Origin of the sequence: Microbacterium sp. PRC9, from assembly GCF_031844125.1 — a bacterium.
Lineage (GTDB): Bacteria > Actinomycetota > Actinomycetes > Actinomycetales > Microbacteriaceae > Microbacterium.
The window spans coordinates 57481-73336 of the sequence record NZ_JAUZUR010000005.1; the positions used below are offsets into that span (position 1 = coordinate 57481).

Consider the following 15856-nt stretch of genomic DNA (forward strand, 5'->3'; position numbering starts at 1 on the left):
GCTTGTCGCTGTGTTCTCGGGGCGAGACTAGGCGGGGAGGGATGCCGCGGGGAGAGCGCCCTGGGCAACGTAAGCGTGCACCCTGCGAAGCGAGGCCCGACCTAGCGTGAGATCGTGCCCTCCCGTGTCGCCGCCCTTACCGCCGAACTGCGCGTCGATTCCGCAGCCGTCGCCTCTCCGACCCCGCGCCTGTCGTGGACGGTCTCGTCCGACGAACCGGGCTGGCGCCAGGAGTGGGCGGAACTGCGTCGCGGCACCGAGGTGGTGCGACGCGAGGGGCGCGACAGCGTGCTCGTGGACTGGCCGTTCGCCCCGCTGTCGGCCGGCGAACGCGCCGAGGTGCAGGTACGCGTGGGCTCCACCCACGGGCATGAGACCCCGTGGAGCGATCCCCTGCTCGTGTGGGCGACGTTCGCCCAGGAGTGGGTCGCGAAGCCGATCGCCCTCCCCGATCCCGAAGCGGCGGCGCAGCCCGCGCTACTGCGCACGTCGTTCGTCATCGATCGGCGGGTGCGCACCGCGACGCTGCACTGGACTGCGCTCGGCGTGGTCGATGCGTCCCTCAACGGGTCCCCCGTCGACGACCTCGTTCTCACCCCGGGCTGGACAAGCTACCGCGAGCGCCTCGTCTACGAGACCGCTGACGTGACGGCACTGCTCCGCGCGGGCGAGAACGCCCTCGGCCTCTCGCTCGCCGGTGGCTGGTACACCGAGGAGTATCACGTGCTCACGGCGCCGAAGCGGTTCTACGGCGACCAGCCCCGCGCACTCGCCCAGCTGCGCGTCGAGTTCGAGGACGGCTCCGTCCGTACGGTCGCCACCGGCGATGGCTGGCGGGCGTCCGGCCAGGGCCCGATCGTGGCGAGCGGCATCTATGCCGGCGAGCAGGTCGACGCCCGTCGCGTCGTCCGCGGATGGGACGCGCCCGGCTTCGACGACGCGGCGTGGGCCGCGGCATCCGTCGTCGACGAACCCCTGCCCACCCTCGAGCCGCGCATGGCACCGCCGGTGCGTGAGATCGAACAGATCCCGCCGATCGCGGTCTCGCGCACGGCGGCGGGACGCGTCCTAATCGATTTCGGGCAGAACCTCGTCGGCCGGCTGCGGCTGCGCGTGAGCGGCCCGCGCGGCACCGTCGTCACCGTGCGCCACGCCGAGGTGCTCGAGGGCGCGTTCGACGAGGGGGCGGAGCTCGCCCTCCGCCCCCTCCGCCGCGCCTCCGCCACCGACACCTTCACGCTGTCCGGCGACGGAGGGGAGGTGTTCGAGCCGCGGTTCACGTTCCACGGGTTCCGGTACGTCGACATCGACGGGTGGCCGGGCGAGCTCGACCCCGCCGAGTTCCTCAACGGCGCCGTCGAGGCCGTGGTGCTCGGCACCGACCTGCGGCGCACCGGATGGTTCGAGGCATCCGATCCCCTGCTGAACAGGTTCCACGAGAACGTCGTGTGGACGCTGCGCGGCAACTATCTCGCGGTGCCGCAGGACTGCCCGCAGCGCGACGAGCGCCTGGGCTGGACCGGCGACACGCAGCTGTTCGCGCCGACCGCGGCGTTCCTCTTCGACTGCCACGCCTTCCTGCGCTCCTGGCTGCGCGACCTCGCGCTCGAGCAGCGGCGGCTCGGCGGACTGGTGCCCCTGTTTGCCCCCGATGTGCTGCCGGGCTTCAGCGACCGCGGACCTGTCGCGGCGTGGGGCGATGCGATCGCGATCGTGCCGCACGTGCTCGCCGACAACTCGGGCGACAGCTCGGTGCTCGCCGAGTTCTACCCGGGCATGCGCGATTGGATCGACCTCGTGCTCTCGCACCGCGACGCCGAGGGGCTGTGGACCAGCGGCCGTCAGCTCGCCGACTGGCTCGACCCGAACGCGCCGCCCAACGCTCCCTCGCGCGGGCGGACCGACACCGACATCGTCGCGACCGCCTACCTTGTGCGCACGGCGCGGCTCACCGCTGATGTCGCGCGGCGCCTCGGGCATCACGCCGAGGCAGACCGCCTGCTGACGGAAGCGGAGGCGTCGCGCCGCGCCTACCTCGACGCGTTCGTGACGCCGACCGGGCGCATGATGTGCGACACCCAGACCGCGTACGCGCTGACGATCACGTTCGACCTGGTCGACGAGCCGCGACTGCGGCAGCGTATCGGCGACCGCCTCGCGTTCGTCGTGCGTCGTGACGGCTATCGCATCGCGACGGGGCTCGTCGGCACGGCGGTCATCGCGCAAGCGCTCACTGCGACGGGACACCTCGAGGCCGCGGAGCGCCTGCTGTTCCAGACGGAGTCGCCCTCGTGGCTGTACCCGGTCACCGTGGGCGCGACGACGGTGTGGGAGCGCTGGGACGGCCTGCGCCCGGACGGCTCGCTCAACCCCGGCGCCATGATCTCGTTCAACCACGTCGCGCTCGGCTCCGTCGCCGCGTGGCTGCACGCCGAGATCGCCGGACTGTCGGCCGGCGAGCCGGGCTATCGCGTCGTGCGCGTCGCACCCAAGCCGCTCGCGCGCCTGAGTCACGCTCGTGCGCGGCACGACACCCCGTACGGGCCGGCCGAGTCGGGGTGGGAGCGCATCGACGGCGGCCTGCGGGTGTTCGCCGAGATCCCGGCGAACACGACGGCACTGGTCGAACTGCCCGACGGCCGTCGTTTCGAGGTCGGCGCCGGGATCCACGAATGGACGCTAACCGAGACGGATGCTGCGCCCCCGCGCCCGCCCGTGACGCTCGAGTCCTCGATGGCCGAGCTCGCCGACGACCCCGCAGCGCACCGCGCATTCTTCGGCGCCCTGACTGCGCGGCCGAACCGCTTCCTGGCCGGTGCGGTGAGCTCGAACGCGCTGTACACACCGGGGCGCAGCATCCGTGACGCCCTCGTCTTCGCCGACGACGCGACCCTCGCGGCCGCCGCCGACGCCCTCGCCACCGCCCACGACCTGAAAGGCACACCATGACGACGATCCGGATCTTCGACGAGATCGAGGTGCTCGACCGCGGCGGCGCCGTGAAGACGTGGCCGCTGATCACGAAGGACACGGCCGGCGGCAGCAACGAGGTGACGACGGGCATCAGCGTGTACCCGGTCGGCGCGGGCGCACCCCTGCACTCGCACAACTGCGGGGAGCAGGTGCTCATCCTCGAGGGGCAGGGCTTCGTCGAGGTGCACGACCCCGAGGAGGGGCTGATCCACCGCGATCTCGTCAAGGACGACACCGCCTACGTGCCCGCCGACACGTTCCACCGCTATCAGAACACCGGGGACGTGCCGATGCGGATCCTCTGGATCTACCCCGGCGCGTACGTCACGCGCACGTTCGCCGACACCGGCAAGACGGTCGAGCACCTCACCCCCGAAGACGCCATGGGCGGGCGCTGAAGGCGACCGGCCCCGCCCGCCAGAGCCGAGGATGCCGACGCCGCTCATTGGAAAGACACGGGCGCCGGCGTTCTCAGCGGCTCATCTCTGGCAGCGGCCTTGAACGTGGCCGGCCTCTACGCTGTGAGCACGACCTTGCCGCCGGGATGCCCCGTGGCGACGAGCCGCAGGGCTTCTTGTGCCTCGTCCAGAGGGAACGTGTGCGCGATGGGAAGCACGAGGTCGCCCGCGGCCGCGAGAGCGAGGATGCGACGCCGCGCGGGCTTGCGGAACGCGATGCTCGCGGGCGCCGCACCCGCGGAGATCCCGACACGGGCCTCGCGCGCCTTCGGCCCGGGGGCGAGCGTCGCGATGCGGGCGGGATCCGCGACGAGATCGAGCGAGACGGCGAGCGCCTCGTCGGTGCCCGCGGCGTCGATCACCGCGTCGACGCCATCTGGTGCGAGCGCACGCACGCGATCGGCGAGTCCCTCGCCGTAAGTGGTCGCCTGGGCGCCGAACGACGTGATCTTCGCGAGGCTTGCCCCGGAGCCGGTGCCAATCACGCGTACTCCTTCCCGCACGGCGAGCTGCGTCACCAGCACCCCGACCGAGCCGGATGCCCCGTGCACGACGAGCGTCTCGCCGCGCCGGGCACCGGACAAGGCCAACAGTTCGGCCGCGACGACGCCGACGTGGAGGAGTGCCGAGGCGGTGACGTCATCGACCTCGTCCGGGAGGGCGAACACGTCGGACGCGGCCACCACGAGGTCGCTCGCGAGCGCTCCGGCGATCTTGAACGCGGCGACCCGGTCGCCCACAGCCACCGGACCGGTGGCGATCTCGGTTCCCGGCGCGACGGCCGTCACAACGCCGGCGGCCTCCTGCCCGACGCCGAGCGGCAGCAGCGATGGGTCGGCGTTCCAGCCTCCCGACAGCCCTTTGTAGTCGGACGGGTTCAGCCCCGCTGCCGTCACACGGATAGCGACCTCCCCGGCCTCTGGCGTGCGCGGCGCGAACTCCTCGAGCTGGAGGGCGTCGATCCCACCGTAGTCCGGCAGCACCCACCTGCGCGCCATCGCTCAGGCCGCCTCGGGCACCGCGACGCCGAGTCCGGCCGCGGTCTCGACGAGCTCGGCCCACAACTTGTCGCCGACCGGGACGCCGGCGGCCGAGCGCTTCTCGAGGGTTCCGGCGCTGCGCTCCCCGGGAACCAGGATCCGCTCGACGCCTTCCGCCTTCGGCAGACCGTGAATGGTGTCGATCGTCGCGTCGACGTTCGCGGCGAACTCTTCGGCAGAGCCGAAGGCCGCCGGGTCGAGCACGATGAGCGTCGCGTTCTGGCGGTGCTTCTTCTCGCCCGCGTGGTACTTGGTGAGGATCGGCGCCGTGACGAGCACGGAGGTGAGCAGCTCGAACATGAGCGAGAGTCCCGATCCCTTCGGTCCACCGAGCGGCGTCGGGATCTTCGCGAGCTCGGGGTCGGTCGTCGGGGTGCCGTCCGCGGTGGTCGCGGATCCCTCGGGCAACGGCTTGCCCTCCCGCTTGTACTGCGCGATCTTGCCGAGCGCGATGAGGGAGCTCGCCATGTCGAGCAGCACGGTGGGCTTGTCGCCGGTGCCGGGCACTGCGATCGCCAGAGGGCTGGTGGCCACCGAGGCTCCGACGGCGCCCTCGTACGACATCATCGGCGATCCTGCCGCGATGCCGATACCGACGAGGCCCGTGTCGGCGATGCGGCTCACGTAGTAGCCGATCGCGCCGGTGTGCACGGTGTTGCGCACCGATACGACGGCGACGCCTTGGGTGCGTGCCTTCTCGATCGCGAGGTCGGCGGCCTGTGTGAGGGCAACCGGACCGGGTGCGAAGTCGGCGTCGACGACAGCGACGCCCGGGGCGGAGTCGTCGATGACGATGGAGGGTCGCGGGTTCGCGACCCCCGAGCCGAACATCTCGACGTAGCGGGGAACGCGCGAGACGCCGTGGGAGTCGACGCCGCGCAAGCTTGCCCACACGAATGACGGTGCAGCGGCGGCGGCGTCTTCGGCGCTCACGCCGGCCGCCTCGAAGATGTCGCGGATGAAGCCTTCGAGGGCGTCCGCGGGAACGGTGATGGGCATGGTTCTGCCTTTCGGATCAGGGAAGTGGTGCGAAGCGGGCCGGCCGCTGACTGCCGGCCCGCTCCGGGCTCATCGGGTGACCGCGACGTTGAGGACGGCGGTCGTTCCGCTCTTCACCGCGGTGACCGCCTCGGCGAGGATGCGGTCCAGTTCGGCAGCGTCGTCGACCTCGGCGGCGAACATGTCGAACGGGGCGGCGAAGGCGCTCAGTTCGGGCTGGCTGGACAGGTCCACACCCAGGTGGTTGTTCGTCTGCACAGCGGCGCCCTGCGGGTAGAACCGCAGGTGGTTCATCTTCATCGACAGGTACCTCTTGTTGTTGAAGATCACGATCAGCACCGGCAGGCCGAAGTCCTTGGAGGCCAGGAGCGACTGCACGATCGGGTTGTACAGGTACGCGCCGTCACCGACGGTGAACAGCACGAAGCCGTCCTCGACGGCGAGCTTCACACCGAGCGCGACCGCGATCCCCTGGCCGAGCCCGCCCTGGACGTAGAAAAACGAGTCGGGGCGTTCCCAGCCGATGTGGCGCTGCACGACGCGGCCGTGGGTGATGGTCTCGTCCACCACCGTGGCCTGCTCAGCGGCCACGACCTCACGCAGCTTCACGGCCAGTGCGGCCGGGTCGATCCCCTCCGCGGCGATCGCCTTCGCCTCGATGGCGGCGGTCTGCGCCGCCCAGGCATCGTGAGCCTCGCGGAACGACGCGGCTCGGGCTGCGAAGTCACCGCCACGCGCGAGCGTCGCCTCGCGCAGCTGACCCAGCGTCTCGGGAAGCGCGCCCTCGAGGTAGTGGTCTGCGTTGAGCACCTGGTACACGATGTGCGGGCGCTGCGGCACCTCGTCGATGACGACGGTGGTGGCCTTCAGCGGCTTGCGGCTGGGCGGGTAGTAGGGCGCCCGGCAATTGACGAGGAGGATCAGGTCGGCCTCGTCGATGTGCGGCTCGAGCTCGCCGCCCAGGTGCACCGGCGACGACTTCGGCAGGTTGGCGCACACCGCCGAGGTCGGCTCGATGACGCCGATCCCGAGGTCCTCGGCGAGCGCCTTCAGCGCCTCGAAACCTCCGGGCTCGCGTCCCGCGGTCTCGGTGATGATGACGGGCCGCTTCGCCTTCGCGAGGAGCTCGGCGACGGCATCCACGTCTTCCGGCGCCGAGATGCGACGCCCGCGCTCGACGACCTTCTTGCGCAGCGGCTCCTCGGCCGGCTCGAGAAGGACCTCCAGCGGGAGGTTCAAGTACACCGGGCCGGTCGGCTGACGCCCGGCGAGCTCGCCGGAGCGCTTGACCAGTTCGTACAGGGTCGACACGGATGCCGCCTGCTGCGACCATTTGGTCCAGGGTTCGGCGACCGGGTGGGTGCCGCCGACGATCGAGAGGTTGCGGTACCACTGGCCGCCCGGATCCTGCCCCGGCCCGTCGCCATAGGTGGTGGACTCCGAAGACGTGACCACCATCCCGACGCCGGCGAGCAGTGCGCCGTGCACGGCCATGGACCCCTGCAGCAGTCCCGGGGTCGCGTGCAGCAGGACCGCCTGCACGCGCCGGGTGACGAGACCGTAGCCGGTGGCCATGCCCACGGCCACGGTCTCGTGCATCAGGTCCAGGTACCGCGGGGTCGGAACGCCGTCCGCCTGGCGGCGGGCGAGCGCCTCCCAGGCAGGGGCCCATTCCGAACCCGGCGAGGAGAAGATGACATCGACGCCCAGATCGTCGAAAGCCTCGATGAGCAGCTCGCCGCCGTCATACTTCTTCGCAGTCACGTCAGACAGTCTCCGCCTTCGCGCCGGATCCGACGCCCGCCGTCTCGGGGATGTCCCAGTCCAGCACCTTGCAGATGCCCTTGCCCATGATCCAGTCGAGCTCCTCGGGCGAGAACGTGTAGTACTTCGTGAACTGCTCGATCGTGTCGGTCCAGGTGAGGCCGTGGCCGAGCAGGCGGGTGATGTCGGTGCCGAAGTGGGCGCGCTCCGGGCCCATCTTGTCGACGACCTCGCGCACGTACTTCTCGATGTTGTAGTTCGGGAAGGGCTGCGTCGAGTAGCCGGGAAGGGCCGACACCTTGACCGAGATGTTCGGGTAGACGTGCAGGTCGGCGGTCTCCTGCACCCAGTAGCCGATGGCGTCGTCGACGCAGCGGGCCATGATGCCCATGTGGTCGATGATGATCTTCAGGTCGGGGTGCTTCTCCGCGATCTGGCCCAGCTCGCGCTTCCAGATCGGCGCGTGGACCATGGTCGGGATTCCGAGCTTCTCGGCGATCGGCCAGTACCAGTCGTTGGTGCCGTCGATCATCCAGTTGCGGTCCTGCGGACGGTGGAAGGTCAGGCGCGTGCCGAGGATGTAGGGGTTGTCCTTGAACTCGTGCAGCAGCCGCTCCCCCTCCTCGGGGTCGTTCTGCGGGATGCGCGCCATGATGCCGAAGCGGCCGTCGTAATGCTCGGCGGCCTCGAGGGCGTAATCGATGCGGTCGCCTTCCCATGACGGCGGCAGGATGAGGGCGCGGTTGACGCCGGCCTCATCCATTAGCGAGACGGCCTCTTCAGCGAGGAATGCCTCCTCGCGGTGGCCGTTGAGACGGATGCGCTCGCGAGCGCCCGGGACCCAGGGACGGTCCGGCGTCTCTTCCTTCCAGAGGTGGATCTGCGAATCGACGATGAACAACGGTCTTCCTCACGTTCGTGTGCTGCGTGCCGGTCTGCCGAGTCGGCGATGACGCGGTCACCGGCTGGGCCAGTCGGCTCCAGTGCAAGCGAACGTATCCCGGGGGCTGGGGCCTATCCAGGGTCGCGGACGCACGTTTAGGTTGACGGATCGTGCACGCTTTCCCGGGCCTGCGCGCCGCCTCGGATGGTTTGCTGGAATGGGCGGACTCCGCCCGTCCACGTGAGGAGTGAAGACATGACGGATGCCTCGACCACGGCGCCCGCGCGGGGCGCCCGCGCCGCGCGACCGGGCGTCGACCCTGGGTCGCCCTTCTTCCGCGCCGGCGGCCGCAACCGCTTCACGGCCCGCCGTGCACGGGTCGTCTCCGTCGAGCAGGTCGCACCGGTGCTACTGCGCGTTCGCGTCGCCGGCCCCGACTTCGCCGATTTCACCAGCGGCGGACCCGCCGACCACGTACGGGTGTTCTTCCCGGACCCCGAGACGGGCGAGCTGGTCGCGCCGACCGCTGTCGGCCCCGGCGAGGACGGGATCGTGCGACCTGACGCGCCCACCCATGCCCGTGACTTCACCCCGCTCCACGTGACGACCGTGGGCGGCGAGGTCGCGGTCGACCTGGACTTCTACCTGCACCCGTCCCCTGGTCCCGCTTCCCGCTGGGCGAGCGCAGCGCGCATGGGCGACGAGCTCGTGATCGTCGGCCCTCGCGGCTCGAAGGCGGCACCTCAGCGGGCGGGACGCCTCGTGCTCATCGTGGACGAGACCGCGCTTCCCTCCGCCACGCGCTGGGCCGCCGAGGTGCCCGCGAGCACCGCCGTCGAGCTCATCGCGCTCACCGCCGACGACGGCGCCTGGGTCGCGGAATACGTGGCGGAGACCTCGGGGCGAGGCGATGTCGCCATGCACCACCTCGACAGCACCGGCGACCCCGACACCGTCGTGGCAGCGCTCGACGCCGTGGGAGTGGATGCCTCGACCTTCGTGTTCGCGGCGGGCGAGGCGTCCGTCCTGATCCCCCTCCGCCGCCACCTGCGCCGCACGCTCGCACTCTCACCCGAGCAGGTCGCCCTCTCGGGCTACTGGAAGCGCGGCACGGCGGCCTTCGACCACCACGCCCCGATCGACCCCTCCGACCCGGACTGACTCGTCGCGCTCGCCTTCCCGCGGCGCAAGCCGCCGCCAGCCGGCCGTTCCGCGACAGAACGCGCCCACTGAACCGCGACGCCGCCGGAGGCGCACGCACGAACGGTCCCGACTTGCGGGGCCGTTCGTGCGTGCGAGCGTCAGTCGATGACGTCGGTGACGTGCGCGGCGCGCCACTCCTCCGTGGCATTCGCCTTCGGCCGGCGCAGGAACAGCACCGCCACCACGCCGATCAGCATGACTGCCGCCGACAGCAGCACGGACTGCGCCATGGCGGTCGCGAACGGCTCGGCGACGACCTCGGGCAGCGCGCCGGAGCTGAAGCTGCCGCCCGGAGCGTCGGCGGCGCCGGGGATGTTCGCCTCGATGCGGCTCTGCATGAACACGGCGATCGCGGCCGAGCCCAGCACCGAGCCGATCGTGCGCGTCGTGTTGTAGATGCCCGCACCCGCACCGGCCTGCCGCGGGGCGAGGTTGCGCGTGGCGGTGGTCGCGAGCGGGCCCCACATGCCGGCGTTGCCGACGCCCATGAGGAACGACGGGATGAGGAACGCCCAGATCGGGGTGTCGAGGTTCATCAGCACCGAGTAGAGCACGAGCGAGCCGGCGACCAGGAGCAGGCCCGGCACCAGCAGCACGCGCGGGTCGGTGCGGTCGAGCCAGCGGCCGGCGAGCGGCGAGAGCACGCCGGCGGCGACCGCCATCGGGATGAGCAACAGCGCCGATTCCGTGGGCGTGAGGCCGCGGGCCAGCTGCAGGAAGAACATCAGCGGCAGCGACATGCTCGTCACGGTGAAGCCGACCGTCGCGATGCCGATGTTCGCCACCGAGAAGTTGCGATCGCGGAACAGCTCGAGCGGCACGAGGGGTTCGCTCTTGGTTCTCGCCTGCTGCCAGATGAACAGGCCCATGACGATGACGCCCGCGATGATCAGGCCCCACACCGTGATCGGACCCCAGATCACGCCCCAGTCGTAGGTCTCGCCCTCCTGGAGGCCGAAGACGATGAGGAACAGGCCGGCGGCGCTCAGGAACACGCCGACGAGGTCGAACTTGTGGGGGTGCGTCTCGAGCTTGGGCACCAGGATCCACGCGAGCACGAACCCCACGATGCCGACCGGGATGTTGACGAAGAAGATCCACTCCCAGCCCAGGCCGTCGACGAGGAGGCCGCCCGCGAGCGGGCCGACGAGCATGGCGACACCGGATGTCGCGCCCCACAGTCCCATCGCCGCGCCACGCTGGTTCGGCGGGAAGGTGCGCGTGATGATCGCCATGGTCTGTGGCGTCATCAGCGCCGCGCCGAGGCCCTGCACCGCCCGGAAGGCGATCAGCGCGCCGAGGGTCGGCGATAGGCCGCAGCCGAGCGAGGCGAGCGTGAAGATCGCGAGACCGCCCAGGTACATGTACTTGGGCCCGAAGCGGTCGCCGAGGCGTCCGGTGATCAGCAGCGGCACGGCGTAAGCGAGCAGGTAGGCCGAGGTGACCCACACGACGTTGTCGAGGTTGTTGGTGTCGGGGTCGAGCGCGGCCTTGATGGCGGGGTTCGCGACCGAGACGATCGTCGTGTCGACGAGGATCATGAAGAAGCCGATGACCAGCGCCCAGAGGGCGGGCCAGGGACTCTTTGGCTTGTGCCCGACGGCGTAGGCACCGGTGATCGGGCCGGCGACCCGAGCGGTAGTGGATGCCGCGCCCGCCGTGGGGCGGGACTCCGGCGTTTCGGGGGTGGTCACTGTCGTGCTGCCTTTCTCTGGGCGAGATAGCGTTCCGAGGGGGTCGGGGCGGGACCCCAGGCGAAGCCGGGATCGGCGATCCGCGGGAGCACCGCGTCCATCCACACGAGCTCCGCGCGCAGGAGCGCCAGCTCACGGTCGATCTCGATGAGGTACTGCGCGGGCACACCCTTCTCCAGGGCGTGACGCTGGCCGTCCTCGAGGGAGCCGAGCGACGCGGCGAGCGCCGCACGACGGGCACGGAGCAGCTCGATCGCCTCATCGCGATCCAGGCCGTGCACCTCGGCGAGCGCGACGCGGAACTCCGCCGGGCGGTCCACACGCGGCAGCTCGCGGCGCACCCATTCGAGCACCGCGGCGGCGCCGGCATCCGTCTGCGTGTAGGTGGTGCGCTCGGGTCGGTTGCCGTCGCGGTCGACGCCGACCTCGGCGATCAGTCCCGCCCGCTCGAGCCGCCCCACGGTGTGGTAGACCGTGCCGTTGGTGATCGTGACGAGCCGGTCGTCACGACGAAACCGCATCAGCCGGATCATCTCGTACGGGTGCATGTCGCCCTCGCTCAGCAGCGCGAGCACGGCCACCCCAAGCGACGTCAGGCGCGCGATCTGGTCCTCCATGATGAGTCCATTCCGTATAGTCCACATGAACTATATCCGACGAGCGACTGCCGCATCGCGCAGGGCCGCGCTCGGGCCTGCGCTCTGCTACTTGCGGGCTTCTTGCCCTGGATCTGCAGCGACGTCCTCCTCGGCGCCCCGCGCGGAGGGCACCGCGACAGTACTTACCGCCGTCAGCGTTGCCTTCGGCTCGGGGCGGGCCGGGACTTGACGAAAGACATAGAACCTTCATGCCGTCACTTCGGGGTGGACCATGTCGGCGTAATGAGCGAGGAGAATAGAACACATGTTCGATAATGGGTAGAGTCGTGGTGATCGGCGGAGGAGGGGATCCGGCGCCTTGTCTTCGAACCGCAGATATGCCGCCTACTACGACCGGCAGATGGACAACCGGATCCTGCGGCGCATTGCCGAGGAGAACCCGCTGCAATCCTTGACGCCGGAGGAACGCCGCGAGGACACTCTGCCGGTGACGCGGGATCCGGCGCCCAAGGCATGTAGGGCGTGGGTGCGGTTCGGGCCGCACGCGATGCTCGTCGACGCGGTCGTCGTGGTGTGGAACGACCTCGCGTGCGGCGTCCAGTTCACCGTCGGCGAGAAAGAGATGCGCTGCTGGGTCTGGGCCAACGCCGTCAGCCCCATCACTTGAGCACCCTCGCCGCGGTGTCGGGACGATCAGCGGCGAAGCGAGGTCGTCGACGTACCTGGCGCACTGAAGGGCGCCGCCGGATCTGGTGAATGCAACACCGTACGAATTGACCGTTCGGTGACCGCAACCTGGCGGCGTTGCGCTTCCTCGTACGCCCGGATCAGCGCCGGATAGTCCTGGCTTCGGGCCTGGTACCGGTCGGCGAGCTGAGCGCGGGCGTCGCGCAGCCGGTCGTCGACGATGGCGGTACGTCCGTGCCCGGTCGCGTTATCGCCGGCGATGCGAGCGTCGAGATCGAGCAGGGTGTGCCAGGTGGTGTGCAGCCAGTCGGTGGCGTCGTCGAGCGCGATCCGGGCTGCGTGCTCGGCCCTCGTCGGCCCGTCGTCCGGCAACACATGCTGGGAGGCATTGGTGCGGTCGGTTGGTCGGGTGGTTTCGGGTGGGTGGGCGGCCCGGCTGAGTTCAGTGTGGGCGGCGTGGATGGAGTCGTCGATACTGACTTCGGGAATGCCTCGAAGAATGCTGTCCGCGATCCGGTGCCGGGCGGCGGGAGCGGTGCCGGCGATCGCGATGGCCTCGTTGTGGGTGCGGCCGCGGGTCATCCCGACGTACAGGCCGGACGCGTCGACGCCGGGGCCGACGATGGAGGCGTGGGTGGTCTCACCCTGAATGCCGTGCACCGTGGAGGCGTAGGCGAGGTGCACGTGCTGGGCGGCGTAGTCGATCGTGACGGTGCGGATGTCGGCACTGTCGCCGAGACTGACGAGTTCCAGACCGGTCGGTGTGATGTGGCTGATGGTCCAGACGGCCCGGTTCTCCACGTCGGCGGTGCGGTCGTTTCGGCGGGTCTGCACCACGTCGCCTTCGAGGAGTCGCTGCTCTCCTTGGCCGACCGCGATCCGGTGCAGGGTGAGGTCGCCGCTGTCGACGCGGCGCTGCTGGATGGCTTCGTTGATCGCGTCGGCCTCGTCGTTGGTGCTGGTCACGAGCGCGACCCGGTGATGCTCCCGGGTCCACCGAAAGTACGCCTCGACCATCACGTCCCGCGCCTGCACAAGGTCCGCAACCCGGTGGATCAAACCGCGCTCATCGAGCTCGGCGGCGACGGCGAGGGCGGCTTCTTTGGAGGCGGGTTCCCGCATCCGCAGGGTGAGGGCGGCGTAGTCCGGGTCGCGGAACCGGTGCACGGCAGTGAGTTCGACGACCGCGGTGGCCCGTCGGGTGAGGGCGGCCATCGCACCCGAGTGGCCGACCGGGCGGGCCTGCAGGTGGTCACCGACCATGGCGATGCCGGCGCCGGTGTCGGCGCCGACGGTGGTCAGCGCGTTCGCGGTGTGCAGGTCGATCATGCCCGCCTCATCCACGACCACCCGGTCCCCCGCGACCAGCGGGAACCGCCGTGGGCCTTCGTAGGCGCGACCGGTCGTCGGGTCGACGTCACCGGCCGCGAGGCGGGTCCACACCTCGGCGCCGGCGTCGTCTCGGTTCCACCGGTATCCGTAGTCGGCGAGCAGCGCGTGCAGGCTGGATGCGGTGGTGCCGAGTTCGCGACCGGCGACCGAGGCAGCCTTCTTGGTGGGCGCGACCACGACCATCCGCCTGCCCTGCCGGGCCAGCACGCTCCTCGCGACCCGCAGCATCGTGGTCTTCCCGGCTCCGGCCGGGCCGGTGATCGAGACCAGCCGGTCCGTGCCCGCGATCGCGGCCGCCGCACGTACCTGCAACGAATCGAGCTCCGCAGCGTCGCGCAGCACCCCAGAAGCCGCCCCGGTGATCTCCGACTCATCCACCGGGATCCCGGCCCGGGTCAGGGCTTCCAGTCGGGCCGCGATTTCGAGCTTGAGCGCTGCAGTGGTGGCGGCCATGTACGCCTTCACATGGGCGGGACGCTGCGCCTCGTCCGGCAGCAGATCCACCGTCAGCCCCTGGGCACGGTCAGTGATCTCGTCGATCGTCGCCTGCAACGCGCCCCGACTCGCGACCGCCCCGGATGATGCCACCGCCCGCATCGCGCCAGCGCGGAGGTCGATCATGCTGAACCGTCCCCCGCACCCGGTGGCGCGGGCATCCGCCTCGATCGTGGCACGTGCGGCGAGCAGGTCCAGATCCAAGTCGTCGAGGGCGACGGGATGCGGCGTGACGGCGGGTCGGTGGTTCGCGAGAGTCGGGTCGATGGTGGTGAGCTCGTCGATGATGAGGTGCTCCCACGACGCCTCGTCGATGTCGCCTGGTTTGTTCGGGCGGGCCTTCGCCCACGCGAGCCGGTCGATCTGGTGCAGCTGACCCGGGCTCGGCTGCTGACCGGGGCGGTCCCGCCGCCAGGCGGCCAGTAGGGTGGCGCGGTTGGCTTCGATCTGCGTCGACCGGCGGGACAGTGGCCGCACCGCGTGCGCCAACTCTGCGATCTCACCATCGGCGTTCAGCGTGTAGCCGTGGCGGGCCAGCGCGTTCACCCAGTCCGGGTCGGTGCGGGCGGCAAGCTCCCCTTCCGCGTTGATGAGGGTGTGCAGTTTCATCGCCACCCGGGAGTCGACGTTGGACCACTTGCCGTCCTGTCCGAGCACTTTCACGTTCAGCCACAGGTGACGGTGGATGTGCGGGTCCAGCGCTCGGGACCGGCGGTGCTGCAACTCCACGACCTCCACTCGATGCAGGGTTTCCCGGATCCGGCCGCCGGCGCCGCGGCGGGCATTCAACTCCGCCTGCCAGATCGCGATGATCCGGTCCCGCAACCGGTCCTGCAACGCCCCGAACGCCACCGCCAACTCCGGATGGATGAGCGCCGCGATGCTGTACGACTTCGGCGCATTGATCGTGCCATCCAGGATCAGATCCGCATCGGCCGACACCAGATCTCGACCCCGCCGCTCCCCGGTCCGGGGATCACAGCCATCCACCCACAACCGCAACGCCGCTTCGTCGAGCAGGTCCGTCCGGATGACGCCGTCCTCCACGATGAACCGGGTCACGCCGGCTTGCTCGGTGTCGCCGTAGGCGGCGACCGCGTCGACGCCGGCTGAACGGAGGTGGGAATCGCACGTCCCCTTCAGCGCGTACGAGAGCGCCTGCCGAACCCCTTGCGATTCGACACCCCGCTTCCACCGCTCGAGGCCACCCCGCATCTCACCAGAGTAGCCGCAAACTGCTTAACTCAAAATGACTTCCACAGAAAGTGCCTGCGTGCATTCCGATTTTCTTGGTCGCGCTTCCTCGTTCGTGGCACTCGTCTCTCGTCGCTCGTCGCTCGTCGCTCGTCGCTCGTCGCTCGTTGCTCGTTGCTCGGGCGATCTTCGTCAGCGCGGGCTTCGTGCGCGGCGCGCGACGTCTGTGGGTTTGAACCCGGCGTTCGCAAACGGAGCCTCCGTCGCGCACCTCATCGACCCGGCTATCCGCAACCGCACTTGCCACAACTACGATGGCGCTGCCGCCCTCCCCTGGCGCCTCGAGCAACGACCCCCAACCGAACGCGGTCTGGCCGGCACGCCTCACGCCTCGAGCGATCACCGCCTTCGCGCCGACCGCTGTCCGCGCGGATCCTTCCGGTGCTGGCTCCGTGTGCCACGCTGAGATCAGAGA

General features: G+C 70.2%; 11 protein-coding genes. 4 read left to right on the forward strand and 7 right to left on the reverse strand.

Translation table 11 applies throughout. The features are described from left to right. Positions 1–114: 114 nt before the first annotated feature. Together Q9R33_RS12020 and Q9R33_RS12025 are read left to right on the forward strand one after the other, a co-directional pair. Positions 115–2949 (forward strand): family 78 glycoside hydrolase catalytic domain, encoded by a 2835-nt coding sequence (locus Q9R33_RS12020; protein ID WP_311293901.1) that lies wholly within the window; start codon positions 115–117, stop codon positions 2947–2949. Beyond that, positions 2946–3371, forward strand: a complete 426-nt coding sequence (locus tag Q9R33_RS12025) for a cupin domain-containing protein (RefSeq protein WP_311293903.1) — start codon at positions 2946–2948, stop codon at positions 3369–3371. Before Q9R33_RS12020 ends, Q9R33_RS12025 begins: the two co-directional genes overlap by 4 nt. Before the next feature lie 116 nt (positions 3372–3487). Here the strand turns inward: Q9R33_RS12025 and Q9R33_RS12030 are convergent, their stop codons facing one another. The 4 genes from Q9R33_RS12030 to Q9R33_RS12045 form a co-directional block, all read right to left on the reverse strand. Further along, complete coding sequence (locus tag Q9R33_RS12030) at positions 3488–4429, reverse strand: NADP-dependent oxidoreductase (protein WP_311293904.1); 942 nt, start codon at positions 4427–4429, stop codon at positions 3488–3490. A 3-nt stretch (positions 4430–4432) separates the two neighbouring features. Continuing rightward, positions 4433–5470, reverse strand: coding sequence for an Ldh family oxidoreductase (locus tag Q9R33_RS12035; RefSeq protein ID WP_311293905.1), 1038 nt, complete (start codon positions 5468–5470; stop codon positions 4433–4435). 69 nt (positions 5471–5539) lie between these two features. Beyond that, positions 5540–7234 (reverse strand): thiamine pyrophosphate-binding protein, encoded by a 1695-nt coding sequence (locus Q9R33_RS12040; protein WP_311293906.1) that lies wholly within the window; start codon positions 7232–7234, stop codon positions 5540–5542. A gap of 1 nt (position 7235) precedes the next feature. Continuing rightward, the gene (locus Q9R33_RS12045) at positions 7236–8135 is read right to left on the reverse strand and encodes an amidohydrolase family protein (protein WP_311293907.1); all 900 of its coding nucleotides are present in this window, start codon (positions 8133–8135) and stop codon (positions 7236–7238) included. 237 nt (positions 8136–8372) lie between these two features. Between Q9R33_RS12045 and Q9R33_RS12050 the strand changes: the two genes are divergently transcribed. Further along, positions 8373–9278, forward strand: a complete 906-nt coding sequence (locus Q9R33_RS12050; protein WP_311293908.1) for a siderophore-interacting protein — start codon at positions 8373–8375, stop codon at positions 9276–9278. Between the two features lie 140 nt (positions 9279–9418). Here the strand turns inward: Q9R33_RS12050 and Q9R33_RS12055 are convergent, their stop codons facing one another. Then, positions 9419–10939 carry a DHA2 family efflux MFS transporter permease subunit gene (locus Q9R33_RS12055; protein WP_396654108.1) on the reverse strand — a complete coding sequence of 507 codons (1521 nt, stop codon included), beginning with the start codon at positions 10937–10939 and terminating at the stop codon, positions 9419–9421. Positions 10940–11010: 71 nt separating this feature from the next. Continuing rightward, complete coding sequence (locus Q9R33_RS12060; protein WP_311293909.1) at positions 11011–11631, reverse strand: PadR family transcriptional regulator; 621 nt, start codon at positions 11629–11631, stop codon at positions 11011–11013. A gap of 382 nt (positions 11632–12013) precedes the next feature. Between Q9R33_RS12060 and Q9R33_RS12065 the strand changes: the two genes are divergently transcribed. Beyond that, complete coding sequence (locus Q9R33_RS12065; RefSeq protein WP_311293910.1) at positions 12014–12280, forward strand: hypothetical protein; 267 nt, start codon at positions 12014–12016, stop codon at positions 12278–12280. Between the two features lie 26 nt (positions 12281–12306). Here the strand turns inward: Q9R33_RS12065 and Q9R33_RS12070 are convergent, their stop codons facing one another. Further along, positions 12307–15402 carry an AAA family ATPase gene (locus Q9R33_RS12070; protein ID WP_311293911.1) on the reverse strand — a complete coding sequence of 1032 codons (3096 nt, stop codon included), beginning with the start codon at positions 15400–15402 and terminating at the stop codon, positions 12307–12309. Positions 15403–15856: the final 454 nt, after the last annotated feature.